16 protein-coding genes and 1 tRNA gene are annotated in these 18,391 nt (G+C 41.1%); 11 read left to right on the top strand and 6 right to left on the bottom strand.

Annotation, left to right across the window (positions count from 1 at the left end; translation table 11 throughout):
• Positions 1-92: 92 nt before the first annotated feature.
• Entirely contained in the window at positions 93-1,415 is a 1,323-nt protein-coding gene (gene mgtE / locus CYK47_RS05745) for a magnesium transporter (RefSeq protein WP_252150252.1), read from the top strand.
• 74 nt (positions 1,416-1,489) lie between these two features.
• Entirely contained in the window at positions 1,490-2,068 is a 579-nt protein-coding gene (locus CYK47_RS05740; RefSeq protein ID WP_122899781.1) for a DUF4112 domain-containing protein, read from the top strand.
• Positions 2,069-2,116: 48 nt separating this feature from the next.
• On the opposite strand, the gene htpX is transcribed toward CYK47_RS05740, so the two are convergent.
• Positions 2,117-3,022 carry a protease HtpX gene (gene htpX / locus CYK47_RS05735; RefSeq protein ID WP_122899779.1) on the bottom strand — a complete coding sequence of 302 codons (906 nt, stop codon included), beginning with the start codon at positions 3,020-3,022 and terminating at the stop codon, positions 2,117-2,119.
• Between the two features lie 124 nt (positions 3,023-3,146).
• Positions 3,147-3,995 carry a lytic transglycosylase domain-containing protein gene (locus CYK47_RS05730; protein ID WP_122899777.1) on the bottom strand — a complete coding sequence of 283 codons (849 nt, stop codon included), beginning with the start codon at positions 3,993-3,995 and terminating at the stop codon, positions 3,147-3,149.
• Between the two features lie 494 nt (positions 3,996-4,489).
• Here CYK47_RS05730 and ttcA point away from each other — a divergent pair, with 494 nt between their 5' ends.
• Both ttcA and CYK47_RS05720 read left to right on the top strand, forming a co-directional pair.
• Entirely contained in the window at positions 4,490-5,413 is a 924-nt protein-coding gene (ttcA, locus tag CYK47_RS05725; RefSeq protein ID WP_122899775.1) for a tRNA 2-thiocytidine(32) synthetase TtcA, read from the top strand.
• Between the two features lie 141 nt (positions 5,414-5,554).
• Positions 5,555-5,938: an SCP2 sterol-binding domain-containing protein gene (locus CYK47_RS05720; RefSeq protein ID WP_122899773.1), complete on the top strand. Its 384-nt coding sequence runs from the start codon at positions 5,555-5,557 to the stop codon at positions 5,936-5,938.
• Between the two features lie 47 nt (positions 5,939-5,985).
• Here the strand turns inward: CYK47_RS05720 and CYK47_RS05715 are convergent, their stop codons facing one another.
• On the bottom strand, positions 5,986-7,098 hold the full coding sequence (locus CYK47_RS05715) for an MltF family protein (protein ID WP_122899771.1): 1,113 nt from the start codon (positions 7,096-7,098) through the stop codon (positions 5,986-5,988).
• Positions 7,099-7,457: 359 nt separating this feature from the next.
• Here CYK47_RS05715 and greB point away from each other — a divergent pair, with 359 nt between their 5' ends.
• The 3 genes from greB (at position 7,458) to CYK47_RS05700 (ending at position 11,051) form a co-directional block, all read left to right on the top strand.
• Positions 7,458-7,955 (top strand): transcription elongation factor GreB, encoded by a 498-nt coding sequence (gene greB / locus CYK47_RS05710; protein ID WP_122899769.1) that lies wholly within the window; start codon positions 7,458-7,460, stop codon positions 7,953-7,955.
• 85 nt (positions 7,956-8,040) lie between these two features.
• A tRNA-Ser gene (locus tag CYK47_RS05705) sits at positions 8,041-8,131 on the top strand.
• 157 nt (positions 8,132-8,288) lie between these two features.
• Positions 8,289-11,051 carry a M16 family metallopeptidase gene (locus tag CYK47_RS05700; RefSeq protein WP_122899767.1) on the top strand — a complete coding sequence of 921 codons (2,763 nt, stop codon included), beginning with the start codon at positions 8,289-8,291 and terminating at the stop codon, positions 11,049-11,051.
• A 36-nt stretch (positions 11,052-11,087) separates the two neighbouring features.
• On the opposite strand, the gene CYK47_RS05695 is transcribed toward CYK47_RS05700, so the two are convergent.
• Together CYK47_RS05695 and CYK47_RS05690 are read right to left on the bottom strand one after the other, a co-directional pair.
• Complete coding sequence (locus CYK47_RS05695) at positions 11,088-11,783, bottom strand: pirin family protein (RefSeq protein WP_122899765.1); 696 nt, start codon at positions 11,781-11,783, stop codon at positions 11,088-11,090.
• 140 nt (positions 11,784-11,923) lie between these two features.
• The gene (locus tag CYK47_RS05690; protein WP_122899763.1) at positions 11,924-13,162 is read right to left on the bottom strand and encodes a L,D-transpeptidase family protein; all 1,239 of its coding nucleotides are present in this window, start codon (positions 13,160-13,162) and stop codon (positions 11,924-11,926) included.
• Between the two features lie 205 nt (positions 13,163-13,367).
• Here CYK47_RS05690 and hemE point away from each other — a divergent pair, with 205 nt between their 5' ends.
• From hemE to CYK47_RS05670, 4 genes are all read left to right on the top strand, one after another.
• A complete protein-coding gene (gene hemE, locus CYK47_RS05685; RefSeq protein ID WP_122899760.1) occupies positions 13,368-14,438 on the top strand; it encodes a uroporphyrinogen decarboxylase in 1,071 nt (356 codons plus the stop codon).
• 12 nt (positions 14,439-14,450) lie between these two features.
• On the top strand, positions 14,451-15,245 hold the full coding sequence (locus tag CYK47_RS05680) for a DUF817 family protein (RefSeq protein WP_252150253.1): 795 nt from the start codon (positions 14,451-14,453) through the stop codon (positions 15,243-15,245).
• A 171-nt stretch (positions 15,246-15,416) separates the two neighbouring features.
• Positions 15,417-15,881 carry a DUF3015 family protein gene (locus CYK47_RS05675; RefSeq protein ID WP_122899757.1) on the top strand — a complete coding sequence of 155 codons (465 nt, stop codon included), beginning with the start codon at positions 15,417-15,419 and terminating at the stop codon, positions 15,879-15,881.
• 100 nt (positions 15,882-15,981) lie between these two features.
• Positions 15,982-17,823, top strand: a complete 1,842-nt coding sequence (locus CYK47_RS05670) for an Lnb N-terminal periplasmic domain-containing protein (RefSeq protein ID WP_252150251.1) — start codon at positions 15,982-15,984, stop codon at positions 17,821-17,823.
• On the opposite strand, the gene CYK47_RS05665 is transcribed toward CYK47_RS05670, so the two are convergent.
• Positions 17,801-18,370 carry a DUF4385 domain-containing protein gene (locus CYK47_RS05665; RefSeq protein ID WP_122899753.1) on the bottom strand — a complete coding sequence of 190 codons (570 nt, stop codon included), beginning with the start codon at positions 18,368-18,370 and terminating at the stop codon, positions 17,801-17,803. The genes CYK47_RS05670 and CYK47_RS05665 overlap by 23 nt on opposite strands.
• Between the last annotated feature and the right edge of the window lie 21 nt (positions 18,371-18,391).

Below are 18,391 nucleotides of genomic sequence, written 5' to 3'. Positions count from 1 at the left end.
TCCTTTTTTAAGGCTATATAAAAACGCTAAAATCTGTTTGAATAAGTAATATTACGCAAAACAATAATAAGCCTATGCACCAACATCCTCTTATGCCACAGCTACTGCAGTTGTTGCAGCTTGATAAAACAGCACTGCTGACTTTTATTCAACAGCATCATATACAACGTATTAGTGATGCGACGGCACATTTAAACTTAGCACAGCAAATTCTATTGTTAAACACTGTTCCTGTCACGGTTGCGAGTCAAATTTTTGAGCGTTTATCTGCTGCGATTCAAATTCAGATCGCACAACATATTCGGGCTGCTGATTTGGCCAATATTGTGCAAGGCATGCATTCCGATGATCGCAATGAGTTCTATCAGCGCCTAGCACCTGACTTAAAACAATCTATCTTGCAGCAATTTGATCAAGAAACCCAGCAGCAAATGGCACAGCTCGCCACATATTCGCCACAATCTGCGGGTGCAGTCATGAGCTCGGAGTTTGTAACTTTAGCACCTGATATAACGCTAGAGCAGGCCATTGACGAGTTGCGCCAAGTGGCAGCAGATCGTGAAACCTTGTATTTAATTTATGTGGTAGATCATCAGCAAAAACTGTTAGGGGTAATTTCATTACGACAAATCATTCAAGCAAAGCCACAGCGCTTGGTACAAGAGGTGATGCAACAGGATGTGGTCAGTGTTGATGTCGATACCGATCAAGAGCAGGTTGCAAAAATCTTAGCCCATTATGATTTTTTGGCTTTGCCTATTGTGGATGAACAGCAACGTTTGCTGGGTATAGTCACCTATGATGATGCAATGGATGTGATCCGCGCCGAAACCGATGAGGATTTCTTAAAAAGTAGCGCCGTGCAAAATGAAGGCAGTTTGAGTTTAAAAGATGCTCCAATTTTTGAGCTTTATAAAAAGCGTGTGTTTTGGTTGGTGATCTTAGTATTTGGTAGTTTAGTGTCAGGGATTGGGATTTCTTATTTTGAAGATATTATTGCCACGCATATTGTGCTGGTATTTTTCTTACCGCTGTTGGTGGGCAGTGGCGGGAATGCAGGTTCACAATCTGCCACCTTAATGGTACGCGCCTTAGCGACAGGCGATGTCGAGCTTAAAGACTGGTTTGGCTTACTTGGACGTGAGGCTTTAGTGGCACTATGTTTAGGGGCAACCATGGCAGCTGCAGTGTCCATTTTAGGTTATATCCGAAGCGACATGATGGTGGCTTTGGTGTTGGCCTTAAGTATGCTAGGTATTGTGTTATTAGGCGCGTTAATTGGGATGAGTTTACCTTTTATTTTAAATAAGTTAAAACTTGATCCTGCCAGCGCTTCAGGTCCATTGGTGACCTCTATTTGTGACGCCACAGGTGTCGTGGTGTACTTATATATTGCTGCACAATTATTATTTTAATCGGTTAAAAACCTACGCTAAGACCAATCGATAACCTTATCTTTAACCCTATTCGTTTGCTTTATAGGATGCTTATGCCAAATTCTCCTCAGTCTAAAATGTCACGCCAAGAGGTGATTCGCTTAGAGCGAGATTTAGCTAAATTTGCCAATATGATGGATTCATTGGTGCGGATTCCATTTACCAAGCAGGGCGTTGGAGCAGATGCTGCTTTAAGTACTTTGCCTGTAGCTGGCGATGTGGCAGGTTTTACTTTGACCTGCTATGCCATTTATAAGGCCCGCCAAATTGGTGTGCCACAGCATAAACTTAATCCTGTTATCAAGTTGGCCATAATGGATGCAGTGGTCGGTTTTATTCCTGTGGCAGGTACGATTTTTGACGTATTGATTCGTCCCAGTAAAAAAGCTTTAGATATTGTGCATGAGCATATTCGCGAAGAATATCAAATCCAGACCGATCATCATATTGTGCATCCATTTTTACATGAACAATTAGAAAAGAAACAGCAGCAGTCGAAATTTTGGCGTAACCCTGTAGTGGCTTGGATTTGGGTACATATTCCAGATCTGCTTGGTATATTATTTTTGGCTATTTTTGCAGTGGCGATTTATTTTGGGATAATGTGGTTAATTGTGTGGTGGACGAATTAAAAAAAGCCCCCAGATGGGAGCTTTTTTAGTACAACATAAGGTTGATGCTTATGGGCAATCTAGTTGTTGTAATGCAGTAACACGTTGTTCAATTGTTGGGTGAGTTTGGAACAATGCTGCTAAGCTAAAGCCTTGTTCTTGACCTGCCGAGATTGAAAACGCTTTCATTTCTTTAGGCATTTGATCTGGCATTTCTGTTTCCGCTTGTAAGCGCAGTAATGCAGAGATCATGGCTTGTTTACCCGCTAAACGTGCACCTGCTTCATCGGCACGGTATTCACGGTAGCGCGAGAACCACATCACGATTGCAGAAGCCAAAATACCAAACACAATATCTAAGACAATGGTAATGGCAAAATAAGCTAGACCTGGAGCTTCACCTTCTTCACGGCCAAATACGTTACGGTCAATAAAGTCACCGACAATACGGGCAAAGAACATTACAAAGGCGTTGACAACACCTTGCACTAGCGCAAGGGTAACCATGTCGCCATTGGCAACGTGACCAATTTCATGCGCCAATACTGCACGAAGTTCGTCTTTGTTCATACGCTCAAGTAAGCCTGTCGAAACCGCAACAAGAGCATCATTCTTATTCCAACCTGTTGCAAAGGCATTAGATTGGTAAGATGGGAAAATACCAACTTCTGGCATATTAATACCAGCACGTTGAGATAGCTGCGCAACCTCTTGTAATAACCAAACTTCTGCTTGGTTACGAGGTGCATTTGGGTCAATGAGTTCTGTACCTGTGGTTTTTTTGGCCATCCATTTCGACATAAATAGCGAAATGATTGAACCAACCATACCAAATACAAAACAGACCACTAATAGGTTGCCTAGATTTAAGCCACCCGCGCCATGGTAACTAACGACACCGAAGAGTGACAAAATAATGCCAGCTACAACCAGTACCGCGAGGTTGGTTAGCAAGAACAAACCAATCCGCATCATTGAGAAAATCCTCTTATCGTAAAAATATGATCTGATTTACTAATTGAAATCGTATTCATCAATATGCGGTGAATAGGCTTAAAATTCAAGAAAAAATAACGAAACTCGAGTAAAAAAATCGAGTTTAATTGCTGCTAATCATAGCTGTGGCTTTTTCGGTACTGTAGGTGCCAGCGCTTCTGCTTGGACGATCGGTATAACTCCCATCACTTAAACGAATCACTTCACGGCTATAGCTTGGTATATCGCTTTGGCTGTACTGCTTAGACTGGGCAATAATGGTTGCACCTTGAGGTGTTTGGGCTGAGGCACGAATGCTAGAGCTGCCGCTGCTGCCCAGTCCAGCTGCATATAAATTTTGATAACGGCTATTGACGCGGCGTACATAATCTTGGGTTTCACGAAACGGGGGAATGCCACCATATTTTTGTACGTTACCTTCACCAGCGTTGTAGCCTGCTAAGGCAAGTGAAGTATTGCCATTAAAGCGTTTGAGTAACCACGCTAAATATTTAGCACCCGCCATAATGTTTTGTTGTGGGTCGTAGGCATTGGAGACATTAAAACGCCGCGCAGTGGCAGGCATGAGTTGCATTAAACCTTGCGCACCTACAGGAGAGCGGGCATGTACATTAAAGCCTGACTCGGTATGCATCACGGCTTTAATTAAACCTGCCGAAATACCATGTGTTTGTGCGGCTTGCTGAATAATATGATCAAAGGCATTACGATTGCCACTTTGGCTCGGTGCAACCGCAGCTTCTGTAGCACCATAATTGCTATAGCTGTGAATATTGCTCTCTGGGTAGGTGTTGACCTTTTTAACTTGTAAGTCGCGATATTTATTGCTTTGATCGGTAATTAAGGTCACCCCATTTTCTTGTTTAAAATGGGTAATCGTTTTGGCATAACTGATGCTAGAGGCACAGCATATGCAAGATAAAATCCCCAAGTGTATAAAATGACGTTTCATTGTTGTAATTGAACATCTGTCCCCAAACAGTAGTTTGCATTTTAACAAAAAAAATCCATCACGAAAGCTGTTGATTGCTTAATTATTAAGTTGTTTATAAAAACGAGTGTGAAAACAGCAACTCAGAAATAAAAAAAAATTAATTTTTTTTTATTTTAGCTGACTTGACATATTTAAGTTGTTGATTAAAAAAGAATATTAAATTGGTTAAAAAATGATCAATTTAAATAGAAGCCTTGGTAGGTGGGCAAGACACCTTGTCAAGTCTTAGAGAATCCACAAAGTTATCCACAGCTTTTGTGGAAAAGTGTGTAAAACAGTTAATCAATTAAAAAAATTGTTGCAAAAATAGCATATCGGTTAATTTATCAACCCTTTAGCGACAGATTTATGACAATACTTGCATTTGGGCAGAATTTACATTCTTTTGCTGCGCTTTGAGCCTGAATCGGCTAAAATTCCGCGTTATTTGTATTTATGGGTTAATCTCGTCTATGTTCTCGCCAGTTGAGTCCAATCAAGGCTTTAATTTTAAGCCAGAACTCCCAACCAGCTCTGCGTACTATCGTCTTTTGAAAAAAATACGCCGTCAAGTCGGTCATGCGATTCGTGATTTTAAAATGATCGAAGATGGTGACAAAGTCATGGTGTGTATTTCAGGTGGTAAAGACAGTTATACCTTGCTTGATATCCTATTGCAGTTTAAGCGTATTGCACCGATTAACTTTGATGTGATTGCGGTCAATCTTGATCAAAAGCAACCAGGTTTCCCAGAAGATGTATTGCCGCGTTATTTAGAAGAAAATAACATTCCGTACTATATCTTGGAAAAAGATACTTACAGTATTACCAAAAAGTTAACTCCAGAAGGGAAAACTTATTGCGCGGTGTGTTCACGTTTACGCCGTGGGTCTTTATATGGTTTTGCGCAAGAAATTGGCGCAACCAAAGTCGCACTGGGTCATCACCGTGACGATATTTTAGCGACATTCTTCTTAAACTTGTTCCATGGCGGTAGCTTAAAAGCAATGCCACCAAAACTTTTATCATCTGATAAAAAGAACATTTTGATTCGCCCACTGGCCTATGTGGAAGAAAAAGACATTATCAAATATGCAGAAATGCGTCAGTTCCCAATCATTCCATGTAATTTATGTGGTTCGCAAGAGAACTTACAGCGTGCTATGTTAAACGATATGCTACGTCAGTGGGACAAAGAGCATCCAAAACGCTTACACAGCATTTTTGGTGCACTACAAAACGTTTCTCCTTCACAACTGGCTGACCGTGAGCTGTTTGACTTTGAAGCTTTAGATAGCCAACGTGAATTTGACTTTAAAGGCAGCTGTACCGTAGATGAAACGGAAGGCGCGAGCAAACGCATTAATATGGTGAATTTAGGCTTTGCTGCCGAATAAATCATATGTTGTTGTGATTACGCATAGGTGTCTTGATGACACCTATTTTTTTATCTTAAAAAGCATGGGCTAAATATGTGATTACATGCTATAAAAGACGAAAGCCATTTTAGCAATAACACAAATAATTGAGGATGAGACATGCCAGCGTTTTTAACGGATGATTGGTTTGCAACAGTAGAATCATTAACCGCACAGGCGGGTGAGCTGAATTTGCCCCCTGCTTTAAATGCCTTAGCGATTAACTTAATTGTCAATGAAGCCAGCGGCACTACAGAGCTTGCGCTTGCAGGTGGTAAGCTGCAAAAAGGGCTGACTGAACAAGCCAAAACTACTTTAACGATGGATGGCGAAACCTTACGTAAAGTATTCTTAGAGTTTGATATGACCGCAGCGATGCAAGCGTTTATGACAGGTAAAATCAAAGTCCAAGGCGATATGTCACAATTAATGGCATTACAAACCGCTAAACCAAGTGCTGAACAAAAAGCCTTGTTTAAAAATATTCTGGCAGCGACAGTTTAAGTCTGCAAATAAAAAAGCTTAACCTTCGGGTTAAGCTTTTTTTGACTTTAAATATTGACCAACTGAGGTGTAGTCTTAATATGCTCTAAATAAGCACGAATACGCGTCACGTATTGTACTGCTTGACGGTAACGACCATTGCTGGCTTTGTTGCGATCTAAATAGGCATATAAATTGACCCAGTTATTTGGATCCTTGCCTTGAGCACGGATTTTTTTCTGAATCCCTGCCACAGCACCCGGCCCCATATTATAAGCCACTAAGGCATACCAGTTACGATCTGGGAAAGGAATATGGCTATAGCGACTCAGCATTTGATCATAATACTTAGCACCACCTTGAATGCTTTGCTTTGGATCGGTACGGTTACTCACGCCCATAGCTTTAGCAGTATTATTGGTCAACATCATTAAGCCACGCACGCCTGTAGGCGAAACTGAATTGGGCTTTAAATAGGACTCTTGATAACCAATCGCGGCCAATAGATGCCAATCTAGACCATATTGTTGAGCCGTTCGGGTAAAGTTGGTCTTATAAATTGGCATACGATTTTTTAAATCGCGCTGAATCACTTGCCAAGTTTCAGGCTTGACCACATTGCGGTTATAAAAAGAGGCTAACTGACGTAGAGAACCTGTTTGTTTAGCACGGCAAACAAAGCCATTGGCGGTTTCTGACAGCGGATCATCTGCTTGTTTAAACACCCAGTTTAAATCGCTATTTAAACCATTGCTGTTTAAGCTGCCTAAATCACCACAACTGGCCGAAAAGGCCGTCAGTTTATTTTGCTCGATGCTCGAAACACTCGCAGTGGTCATGGCAAAATTAGCTTTACCTTGTGCCACCCATTTCAGTGCAGTGGCGTTATCATTGACCACTTTAAAATCTAGCGTCACGTTTAAGCTATTGGCATAGTTACGCACTAAGTCATAACCAAAACCATGTAAATGGCGACCATCTTGAAATACGGTGGTTGGATTAGCAACGCTCACCACGGTTAATTTTTTCTGATTCACCACTTGGTCATATTGATGCGCTTTACTGGCATTAATACTGTGAAATGGAAGAATGGCAGTTGCAAGAGCAAGTGCTTTTACTGGAAGAGAAGAAGTAACAGATTTAAGGCGAAGCCTCGCGCCTGAAGTTGAATTACTGTGCATGTTGTCTCCGCTACAAGTAATTTATGCCCGTCAAGTCAAAGCAAAGCCTTCACTTGCTCAAGAGTGATAAATTCAATTCGGGGTGGGCAGTCATGAACGTCATTCAAAATGACATGGGAAAAGTTGAAAATTGTGTAGAAAAACTACAATGATTAAAATATGGACAATAAATAAACATGGCGGCATAATAAATGTGAAAATTTGCCTTGTCAAATTTCAGAGAAAAAATAAATAAAAAATATTTTTTAAGTTATTGATATTTATATTTATATTTTTTTAAATTTTGAGAATTGAGATTTTTCTGCTATAAGAGCGGTAAAAATGTTTTAAATTTAGACATATTTAAACCGCAAACGCCTATGAAATCTAAGCTCATCACCCGTGCTGGACACGATAAATTGGTGGCCGAATTACAGCATCTTTGGCACACAGAACGGCCTGAAATTACTAAAAAAGTCAACTGGGCAGCAAGCCTTGGTGACCGTAGTGAAAATGCGGATTATCAATATAACAAACAAATTTTACGCAAAATTGACCGTCGTGTTCGTTACTTAGGGAAACGTTTAGAAGAACTTAAAATTGTCGATTTTTCTGAGCAGCAATTGGGTAAGGTGTACTTTGGCGCTTGGGTAACGATTGAAAATGAGCAGGGTGAAATCAAGACCTTAAGAATCGTGGGTGTGGATGAAATTTATGATCATCATCCGCAGCATATTTCGATTGATTCACCGATGGCACGCGCTTTACTGGGCAAAGAAGTGGACGATGAGGTCACTGTGGTAACGCCACTGGGTAAAAAAGTCTGGTATATCAACCAAATTCGTTATGAAATGCCTGAAAAATCGTACATACTGTGATTTTTGCAGCTATTTTGTGCAAATAGCCAAAAAATAGTAAAAAATATTTGCCAAGCCAAAAAAATGTTTATATGATAGCGCACATGGAAGCGTGGCAGAGCGGTTTAATGCACCGGTCTTGAAAACCGACGAGGGCTTATACCCCTCCGTGAGTTCGAATCTCACCGCTTCCGCCAAATTCAAAAAATCCTCAAGTGTAAGCTTGGGGATTTTTTTTGTGCCTAGATTTTAATGCTGACATAGACAAAGCCAACTAAATGTGAATAATTATCATTACTTTATTTTTCTCATAAAAAATTGAGAAAGAGAACTTACTCAGATTAGGTCTAGTTTATGTTGATGCGTGTTAAACAATTATCTTTGGCAGTATGGCTCGTTGCGGGAAGTATGACGGTTGCAGCCACGCCAGTCCTGTTACATTCAGCGCATAACATCCAAGAATATCAACTCAACAATGGCATGCGGGTGATTTTGGCGGCCAATCCAAAAGAAAGCCGTGTCTATATGAACACCATTTATTTAAGTGGTTCTTTAAATGATCCACAAGGTAAAGGGGGGTTAGCGCATTTATTAGAGCATTTGGCATTTAAAGGCACGACTCAAGTTCCAGGTGAGGAATTTCAGCGTCGTTTAAATCAATATACCTTGTCTAATAATGCCAGTACCAGTTACTACGCCACCCAATATAGCAATGTGATTCGTGCCGAACAAAAAGCAATTAATGAAATTCTGCATTTAGAAGCCCAGCGCATGCAGGATTTAGTGTTACAAGAAAAATTTATTCCCACAGAAATTGATATTGTCAAACGTGAACGAGAAATTCGTCTTGATCAACCGATGTCTGTATTGATGGATCAAATGGTGAAATCCGCTTATGGTAATCAGCATTTAGGACGTTTACCGATTGGGGATTTGCAAGAACTCGAGTCGATTGGCTTACAAGAATTACAACAATATTATCAAGATTGGTATGCACCGAATAATGCTGTGTTGGTGATTACGGGTAAGTTTGATCAAAGCACGCTTTTGCAACAGATTGATCAGCAATTTAGTCCGATTGCCAAACGTGCTTTACCGCAAGGGGCAGCTAAAATTAAATTTGATTTACAGCAAATGACACAACGCCAATTTAGTGTGGCAAAGGGCAGTGACTATCTGCAACTGCATTTTTATATGCAGCCTAAAGATCCAAACTTAAGCGATGCTTTAGCATTTGCCCCTTATCTGTATAGCTTAGAGCCAACAGGGAAACTATATGCACCTTTGGTCGAAGCTGGGGTGGCAACAGGTGTAGTGGCACTGGATGCCAGTGATCAAGAACGTAATGTTAGTGTCATGGCAGCTGTGTATTCGCCTAAACAAGATGCTCAAGCTGTGCAACAGGGCTTAATTGAGCAGGTGGAGCGCTCGCCAGCGCGCTTTAATGCGACAGAATTACAACGTATTAAAGATATGCAAAAAAATGGCGTAGAGAATGCACTTAAAAGTTCCGCTGCTATGCTCGGGATCATCAGTCAGTATGTGGTTGATCGTGATGGGCAGTGGCAAGCCTTCTTTAGTGATCAAGACAAATTGCAGAACATCGATGTTGCAACAGTCAACCGTCATCTAAATCAATTTTTAAAGGCTGAACATCGTATCACCGCCAGCGTTATACCAACGCCTGAAGATCAAAAACAAGCTGCGACTCAAGCGCCAAGCACAGCAGCCAAAACCCTTGATCAACAGCCTGTGCCTGAAGAGGTGCTTAAGGATGTAAAAACCTATAAAACTGAAGTCAAAACGTATCTAAAAACTGCCAAAACTAAATTGCAGCAGGTAGATCAACAGATTCAACGCGGTCGTTTAGACAATGGGGTGAAATATGCATTATTCCCAACCACGACCCGTGATGATAAAACCTATGCCACAATTTCAATTGATTTTGGCGATGCAGACAGTTTATTTAATCGCAGTGAATTAATTGGTCTTACAGCTTATTTACTGTTACGTGGTTCAGAGCAATACGAACGCCAAAAACTGATTGATGAATCTATTCGCGTTAGCGGCAGCGCCCATGTATCGAGCAGCAATAATAGTTTTACTATTCAAATTTCTGCGAAAAAACAGCATTTTGAGGATTATTTTAAATTTGTGGTAGAGAATTTAAAGCAACCAAAGTTTGAAGACAAAGAGTTTGAATTAATTCGTCAGCAAACCTTGGCAAGCTTAGATCGTGCTTATACTGAACCCGATACTGTGGCGGCGTTAAAATTAGCCCAGCTTGTAGAACAGTATCAACCGGGGGATATGCGCTATCACTTTGATCCTGAATTAAGTAAAGCTCGACTTAACCAAGCCAGCAATGCGCAAATTAAAGCCTTCTATCAAGAGTTTTTTAATTTAAAACATGCGCAAGTGGCTGTGACAGGAGAATTTAATCCAAATCAAATGCAACAGTTATTGGCGCAGCAATTGGGAAATTGGTCAGGGCAAGCTCACTTTGCGCGTATCTTACCGCGTTATCAAGCCTATCAAGCGCAACAACATCATGTATTGGCTGAACCGCGTGAATTTGGCAGCTATGTGGCTTTATTAACTTTGCCTGTAAGTAGTGAAGATCAGGATGCACCTGCTTTAACGGTGTTGAACCATATTTTAGGTAATTCGCAGCTTTCTTCGCGTTTGGCTAAAGAGTTACGTGAAAAAAATGGCTTAGTCTATGGGTTTAGTAGTCGTTTAAGTCTAAATCGTGAGGTGCAGTCGGGGGCATTGACGATTGCTGCCAATTATTCAGCAGGTCAGGCGCAGCAAGTTTCACATGCTGTACATCAAGTACTCAATAGATTGATTCAAACTGGCGTAACTGAACAAGAGTTGGCAGAAGCCAAAGCTGCCATTTTAAAACGCCGTGTGACTAACCTAGAAGATGAACGAAATATTCATAAAATGTTGACCAGCCAGTTAGAGCATCAGGAAAATATGCAAAGCCGTATTGAGCGTGACCGTGCCTTTGCAAAATTGAGCAACAAAGATATACAGCGTGTCATTCAACGCTATATCCAGCCTACACAGCTGATTGAAGTCATGGCCGATCAATATGCAAAAGCGGAGTAACGCGAACATCAAAAAGCCCGCAATTGCGGGCTTTTTTTATTTTTGTTCAGTTAAATCAAACCAAATCATTTGCGCATCATTTAAGGCCTTGATTTCAGCCACTTCACGGAATAAAAGTGCATCACCTGCCTTGACTAAATGCTCACCGATTTCTACGGCACCAGAAATGACATGAATATAATTTAGACCATGTACCGCTTGCACATTCAAATAGTGATCTTGCTCAAGCAGTGCAGATTTCACTTCAGCATTTTGACGCAAATGCATGTGTGCCGTGTTGTGAGCACCAGCAATCACATGCCATTGGTTGGGTTGTTGGGTGACATCACATTCAATTTGTTGATAAGTGGGTATAGCGTCATGCTCATTACTATGAATCCAAATCTGCAACAGATGCACTTCTTCATCATATTGATTCATTTCGCTGTGTTGAATGCCACTGCCTGCGCTCATCAACTGCCATTCGCCAGCTTTAATGTCACCGCTGTTGCCCATACTGTCTTTATGTGAAATGGTACCTTTTAATACACAGGTCAAAATTTCCATATTGTCATGTGGATGAGTTGCAAAACCTTGATGACCAGCAATATGGTCATCATTAATGACACGTAAGCTGCTCACGCCCATATATTTAGGGTTATACCAACTGCCAAACGAAAAACTGTGTTTACTGTTAAGCCAGCCAATATTGACATGGCCACGGTCTTCACTACGGTGTAAATAAGCGTTCATGGGTCGCTTCCTATTTATTCTGTGCTTGAGGGCATTATAGTTTTTTAAAATATTTAGCTAAAGCCAATAAAAGTGACACTTTGTTCTAAATATGCAACGATAGGCGCAAAAATAAGCCCGCCAAAGCGGGCTTATACAGATTATTCTAAGAACTTAACGGTTACACCAGATTTTACTTTACTGCCTAAATTGTTGGCATCCCAGTTGGTTAAACGAATACAACCATGCGAGTATGATTTAGAAATCATCGATGGACTTGGTGTACCATGAATACCAAAAGATTTTTTGCTTAAACCAATCCAAATGTTACCTACAGGACCATTTGGACCAGGTGGTAAAGACAACGGTTTAGTGTTATTGCCTTGAATAAAGTTAGATGGTGAATAGCTGTAGTGTGGGTTACGGGCTACACCAGTAATTTTATAAGTACCTGTTGGCGAAGGGGTACTGGTACTGCCAATGCTTGCAGGGAACGAACCAATCATTTGGTTACGGCTGTTAAATAAATACAGCTGTTTGGCACCTTTATGTGCCACAATCAAATGAATATCTTCAGGTAATTTATTGCTGACGTTTGCCACGACAATACGATCACCCACTTTAAAGCCTGATTTTGGATTCAGTTGTTTTAAGAAACCTTCATCCATATGGAATTTTTCAGCCAACATTTCGACTAAGCTAGTGTAATACAGCCCTGGCATTTTGGCTTGTAGAGCATAATCGCGTGGAATAGATTTAGCAAAAGGCCCTTTGGCATCCGCTGCTGTAATGGTGTATTCGACAAAAGCAGGGCGTGAACCTTGTTTGGCAATTAACGCATCCCAAGTCGCTTTATCGAGTTCACCTGTTGGTTTTAAGCCATTAATCTGTTGGAAAGTCGAAATGGCTTTTAAAGTGTTTTTGCCGCTGCTTCCGTCAATGGCACCAGGTGATGCATACGAGTTACTGAGCATGACATGCGCGCGTGCATAAACAGGGAATTGACCTTTACCAATATTTTCATACCAAGTGGCATTATTGATGCCATCTAAAGTCCAAGAGGCTTTTACTGCTGCAGCTGGCGGCGTAGCTTCTGAAGCACTTGTGGTTGTAGGTGTTGCAGACTGCGCTGCTGATGCACTACTGGCACTGCCGCTGTCTGCTAAAGCATTTTCAGCTTTTTGTAAATCATCAAGGGTTTTTGATGCTTGATTTAAATCTTGTTGTTCTTGTTGCGTAATCTCTGCAGAAGAAGCAGTGGTTGCTAACGGATCGATTGGATCAGCTACCGCACTTGACACCACTTGAGGCTTTAATGGTTGTTCAGCAGGCGCTGCGGCAAAAGCCGTACCAGCAAGCATGCAACTTAAGCTCATTGCGAGCACTGTGCGAACGAACATGTAATTCAACCTTAAAATTATTCATTTACATTGATAGAAACGTGACAAGTATTACAGAAAATTGGTTGTTTTGCAGTAGTTGTTTTGTGTCAGGATGCATTTTCCCGCTCAGCTTAATCGCTTTTTTAAGGCGCAAGAAGTTATTCAAGTTAGAGGCTTTTTTGTTATGATGCGCTTAAGACTTATAGATTGAGATAGGAAAGTAATGACGACCTTAAAGAACGATCGTTTTCTACGTGCCTTATTGCGTGAGCCAGTAGATACCACCCCTGTATGGATGATGCGCCAAGCTGGCCGTTATTTACCTGAGTATCGTGAGACCCGCGCGAAAGCAGGCGATTTCCTGTCTCTTTGTAAAAATAATGATTTTGCCTGTGAAGTGACGTTGCAACCTTTACGTCGTTATGACTTAGATGCTGCGATTTTATTTTCAGATATTCTGACTGTGCCTGACGCTTTGGGCTTAGGTTTATATTTTGAGGCGGGTGAAGGGCCTAAATTCCGAAAAACGGTACGTACCGAACAAGACGTGGCTAACTTACCTGCTTTTAATGCCAAATCTGATTTAGATTATGTCATGAATGCAGTGACGACTATTCGTTCGGCGCTTGGCGGCCAAGTCCCTTTAATTGGTTTTTCTGGCAGTCCTTGGACACTGGCCACCTATATGGTAGAGGGTGGTTCTAGCAAAGACTTCCGTTTCACCAAACACATGATGTATGCACAGCCAGAAGTATTACATGCTTTATTGGATCGTTTAGCGGTTGCAGTGACGGATTATCTAAACGCGCAAATTGATGCAGGTGCGCAAGCGGTGCAGATTTTTGACAGTTGGGGCGGTGCTTTAGCACACCGTGAATATTTAGAATTCTCGCTCAACTATATGCAAAAAATTGTCGCGGGCTTACAGCGTGAAAAAGACGGCCGTAAGATTCCAGTGATTTTATTTACAAAAGGTGGCGGTCAGTGGTTAGAACCTATGATTGCAACTGGAGCTGATGCGTTTGGTTTAGATTGGACGACTAACTTACAAGTGGCACGTCAAACCGTAGCAGGTCGCGCGGCACTACAAGGTAATTTAGATCCATCAACTTTATACGCAACACCAGCCGCAATTGCCAAAGCGACCCAAGCCATGTTAGATGATGCCTATGCAGGCGGTGAAAAAACTGGTTATATCGCCAATTTAGGACATGGTATTACCCAATGGGTCGATCCTGAGCATCCGAAGGCCTTTATTGATACCGTGCATGAATATAGTGCCAAATATTTATAAGGTCGAGCTGTGCTGAATATTTTAAAATCCAGCATAGAATTCTCCTATAAGGCAGCTTCGGCTGCCTTATTTGGTATTCTATTGCTCATAGCCTTTGCCCTGACAGCCAGCATGGGTAGTCATGAATTTTATGGTTTATTTCGTTATGACTATTTGCTGATTTATGCTTTGATTATTCAGGCCTGTTTATTGTATTTAAAGCTTGAATCTTGGGCAGAAGCCAAAGTCATTGCTTTATTTCATTTAATGGCGATGGTCATGGAGATTTTTTTAACGCATCCCGCCATTGCATCATGGCACTATCCACAGCCTGCGCTGTTTAAACTTTTAACTGTGCCGTTATTTGCAGGTTTTATGTATTCAGCAGTAGGCAGTTTTTTTGCAAGATCGCTACGTTTATACCATGTCAGTTTAAGCAATTTACCGCAGTTTAGTCACATGCTGATTTTAGCGCTATTGTCTTATTTAAACTTTATGACAAAATTTTTTGTACCCGATATTCGCTATGCCTTATTTGCATGGAGCACATGGATGTTTTGGTCAACCAAAATTCGCTTTTGCTTAAACCAGTATCAATTTAACTTACCGATGTTACCTGTGTTGTGGCTGTTGGCATTTTTGATTTGGATTGCTGAAAACATCAGTACCTTTTATCAAATTTGGCTGTATCCAAGCCAAGTCGATGCTTGGCATATGGTGGGCTGGGGTAAATTGGGTTCTTGGTATTTATTATTGTTATTGAGTTTGGTGTTGGTGCTTAAAATTTTAGGTCATCGTTCCCAACAAGGGACTTGGCAGCTACATTAAGCGGCAATTTCCCGCTTTTTTTAGCTTTAAAAAATAGACGCTTATTAATTTTATTGTTTAACTAAAAAGAAAAGTTTTGTATTTTAAAAATGATCAAGCTATTTTAAAGACGTATAGAATAATTTTTATACACAATAACTAAAAATCATAAGAATCACTGGAGATATTCATATGTTAAAAAAAATTGCTTTAGGATGTGTACTCGCTTTAGGTTCAATGAGCGCATTTGCAGATGGTGATGCAGGTTGTGGTATTGGTTCTCAAGTGTGGGCAGGTCAGTCAGGTAAAATTCCAAAACTCATGGCAGCCACCACCAATGGTATTTTCTTAAACCAATTATTTGGGATTACCTTTGGTACGCTAGGCTGTAATGGTAATGGCACTGTATCGGCGAAAGTGGTGACCTTTACGCATGAAAATGCTGAAAACTTGGCGCGTGATATGGCTGTGGGTGAAGGCGAGAACTTAAATGTATTGGCAGAATTACTGCAGATTAAAACGGAAGATAAGCCACGCTTCTTTGCAGTATCTAAAGCCAATTTTACCCAAATCTATGCTTCTGAAAATAGCTTAGAAGTTTTGGCATCATTACAACAGGTCATGGCACAAGACGAAGTGCTTAAAGCTTACGTTTAATCATTTCGGCTCTGCCTACGGGCAGAGCACGCCTTTTTAGCTGTCTTTGACTATTACAAGAGCCTTGATATCAGTGCTACGTCTTCTTTGTTTTTCACTTGTGATTGTTTTACCAAGTTTTACGTTTGCCCAAAATACTTATCTTGCACAAGCTGAACGCTTGCAGTTGCATCAGGATCCAACATGGCAGCATTTGATTTATCATCAGCAGGGTAAAAGTGAGGTGCGTTATGCTGGTTTCTTTTTAAGTCCGCAGGGACAACAGGATGCCAAACAAGAATTAGCCGCCAATATTACAGCACTTTTTCAACCCGCCTTGCCTGATCAATCTATTCGTTGTCGTTTTCCCGCACGTAGCCAATGGCTGATCAAACAGTTAAATATCGACCTTAATGTTTTACCTCAGGTGAGTTGTCCTCAGTTGGATGCTTGGTGGCAGAAGATTCAGCCGCATAGTGCCACGTTAATTTATGCCACTGACTTTATGGGTAATCCAAGCTCCATGTTTGGGCATACTTTACTCAGGATTGACCCCGAGCAAAACCAAGATCTCAATTTGGTGTCTTACGCCGTCAATTACGCGGCCACTGTTATGGGGCAAAGTGATTGGTCATTTGCGCTAAAAGGATTAACAGGACAGTATCCAGGGGAATATTCGATTTTGCCGTATTATCGTAAAGTCAAAGAATATGGTGATTTTGAAAGTCGGGATTTATGGGAGTATGAACTCGATTTAAACCCACAAGAGACCCAATTTATTGTGCAACATTTATGGGAAATGCAAAATGTATCTTTCCCGTATTATTTTATTGCCGATAATTGTGCTTATCGTTTATTGGGTTTAATTGATTTAGTCCGTCCTGATTTACAGTTACAACAGCAGTTTAAACACATTGCGATTCCAGTTGAAACCTTAAAAGCGATTCAACAACATGATTTGGTCAAAGATGTGGTTTATCGTCCAGCTTTAGAAACTCAGCTCAATAGCCAAGCCAAAGCACATGGTCAACCATTAGCACAGGCGGCGCAGCGTTTAACCCAAAAGTCTACTGAAAAAATGGCAGAGTTTTTACGTGCTTATACGCCAGTAGAACAAGCCAAAATTTTAGAAATGGCCTATGACAGCTTGTATTTACAGCTCACAAGTCGCCAAATAGCGGCCAGTAACGCTCAACCTAAACTACGCCGTATTTTAAGTCTAAGAAGCTATTTAGAAATAGAGAAGCAGCGTGAGTTATCCATTCAGCCCAAAGCTGACCCAAGCCAAAGCCATCATGCTAAAAATATTCAAGTCAAAGTAGGGCAAGTGCAAGGTGAAAACTTTGTTGAGATTTCGCATCGGCAGGCCTATCACGATTTAATGGATCCACAGGCTGGTTTTCGTTTGGGCACACAGTTACAGGTGTTAGAAGGCACGTTACAGTATCGGGAAGATCAGCTTAAACTGAGTGACTTTAACTTACTTAGTGTTAATTCTTATAGCCCTGTAACAGCCTTTAAAAGTGATATTAGTTGGGGATTTAATTTAGCTTGGCAACAAGAAGCGCTAGGCGAACATGGTCAGTTTAGTGAACATGAGCAGCATGGCATACTCAATTTAAAAACTCAGCTTGGTTATAGTTGGTTGTTGGCTGAGGAACAACATTTATGTTATGCACAATTACAAAACCAATTTCAAGCAGGCAAAGCCTTAGATTTAGGTTGGCGTACAGGCATTGGCCCTACCGCAGGCTGCCAAAACCTGTGGTCAGATCACATCAATAGCCTAGTGCAAGTCGAGTTGCCTTTTTGGGATGATGTCGATCAGTGGCAACTTAAAGCCAAAACAGAGCTGCAATATGTGTTAAACCCGAACCAAGGCTTACGCGTGGGTTATGAATATCAACTTCAAGACAATAAAAATTGGGATCGCTTAAGTTTTAGTTTTGTGCAGTATTTTTAAGCCACTGTAAAAATTGCTGTTTTTGTACTAAATAGTCAGGATGTTGTTTGGCAGCATCCCATTTTTGTTTAAAAATTGCTGCTGCTTGGGCTTTAATTGGATCTTCAGGTGAACGAGGCAGTTCATCCCGACCATGCGCACCGCTTAAGCCTTTTTTATCCTCGGGTACAGCGCCCTTGTACTTTTTACCACCTTTATGGTTGGCATAGCGCCGCGCGCGGGTATAGCCCATTTGCAGAAACTTACGTGCCATATCTGCCCCAACAAAATCATGTTGTGCCAGATAATCTAAAAAAAGTTGGTAAATGGCAGCACTGCTGTGCGTGGCTTTTTCGACATCTGCAAAACGCCAATGTGGCAAAATTTCCGATTTATACGGCTCAACCAATAGTACGCCTTGTTCACCACGCCCAATACGATATAACTCTGGACGTTCTCGAAAATTAATTTTTTTAAAATCGAGGCTATAGTCAAAACTACTAGAGCTTACTCTGCTGGTACGCCGTGGTACCTCGAGAGGTGCTTGGGAGGCTGGGGGTTGAGACATCATGTGCTCCTATCACAGTAA

This window comes from Acinetobacter sp. B51(2017) (assembly GCF_003711395.1).
Taxonomy (GTDB): Bacteria; Pseudomonadota; Gammaproteobacteria; order Pseudomonadales; family Moraxellaceae; genus Acinetobacter.
This window is presented reverse-complemented; position numbering and strand designations above follow the sequence as displayed.

Excerpts from the sequence above, each read along its gene's own strand:
- mgtE (WP_252150252.1), top strand. The coding sequence starts at position 93 with ATGCCACAGCTACTGCAGTTGTTGCAGCTTGATAAAACAGCACTGCTG.
- CYK47_RS05740 (WP_122899781.1), top strand. The coding sequence starts at position 1,490 with ATGCCAAATTCTCCTCAGTCTAAAATGTCACGCCAAGAGGTGATTCGC.
- htpX (WP_122899779.1), bottom strand. The coding sequence starts at position 3,022 with ATGATGCGGATTGGTTTGTTCTTGCTAACCAACCTCGCGGTACTGGTT.
- CYK47_RS05730 (WP_122899777.1), bottom strand. The coding sequence starts at position 3,995 with ATGAAACGTCATTTTATACACTTGGGGATTTTATCTTGCATATGCTGT.
- ttcA (WP_122899775.1), top strand. The coding sequence starts at position 4,490 with ATGTTCTCGCCAGTTGAGTCCAATCAAGGCTTTAATTTTAAGCCAGAA.
- CYK47_RS05720 (WP_122899773.1), top strand. The coding sequence starts at position 5,555 with ATGCCAGCGTTTTTAACGGATGATTGGTTTGCAACAGTAGAATCATTA.
- CYK47_RS05715 (WP_122899771.1), bottom strand. The coding sequence starts at position 7,098 with ATGCACAGTAATTCAACTTCAGGCGCGAGGCTTCGCCTTAAATCTGTT.
- greB (WP_122899769.1), top strand. The coding sequence starts at position 7,458 with ATGAAATCTAAGCTCATCACCCGTGCTGGACACGATAAATTGGTGGCC.
- CYK47_RS05700 (WP_122899767.1), top strand. The coding sequence starts at position 8,289 with ATGTTGATGCGTGTTAAACAATTATCTTTGGCAGTATGGCTCGTTGCG.
- CYK47_RS05695 (WP_122899765.1), bottom strand. The coding sequence starts at position 11,783 with ATGAACGCTTATTTACACCGTAGTGAAGACCGTGGCCATGTCAATATT.
- CYK47_RS05690 (WP_122899763.1), bottom strand. The coding sequence starts at position 13,162 with ATGTTCGTTCGCACAGTGCTCGCAATGAGCTTAAGTTGCATGCTTGCT.
- hemE (WP_122899760.1), top strand. The coding sequence starts at position 13,368 with ATGACGACCTTAAAGAACGATCGTTTTCTACGTGCCTTATTGCGTGAG.
- CYK47_RS05675 (WP_122899757.1), top strand. The coding sequence starts at position 15,417 with ATGTTAAAAAAAATTGCTTTAGGATGTGTACTCGCTTTAGGTTCAATG.
- CYK47_RS05665 (WP_122899753.1), bottom strand. The coding sequence starts at position 18,370 with ATGTCTCAACCCCCAGCCTCCCAAGCACCTCTCGAGGTACCACGGCGT.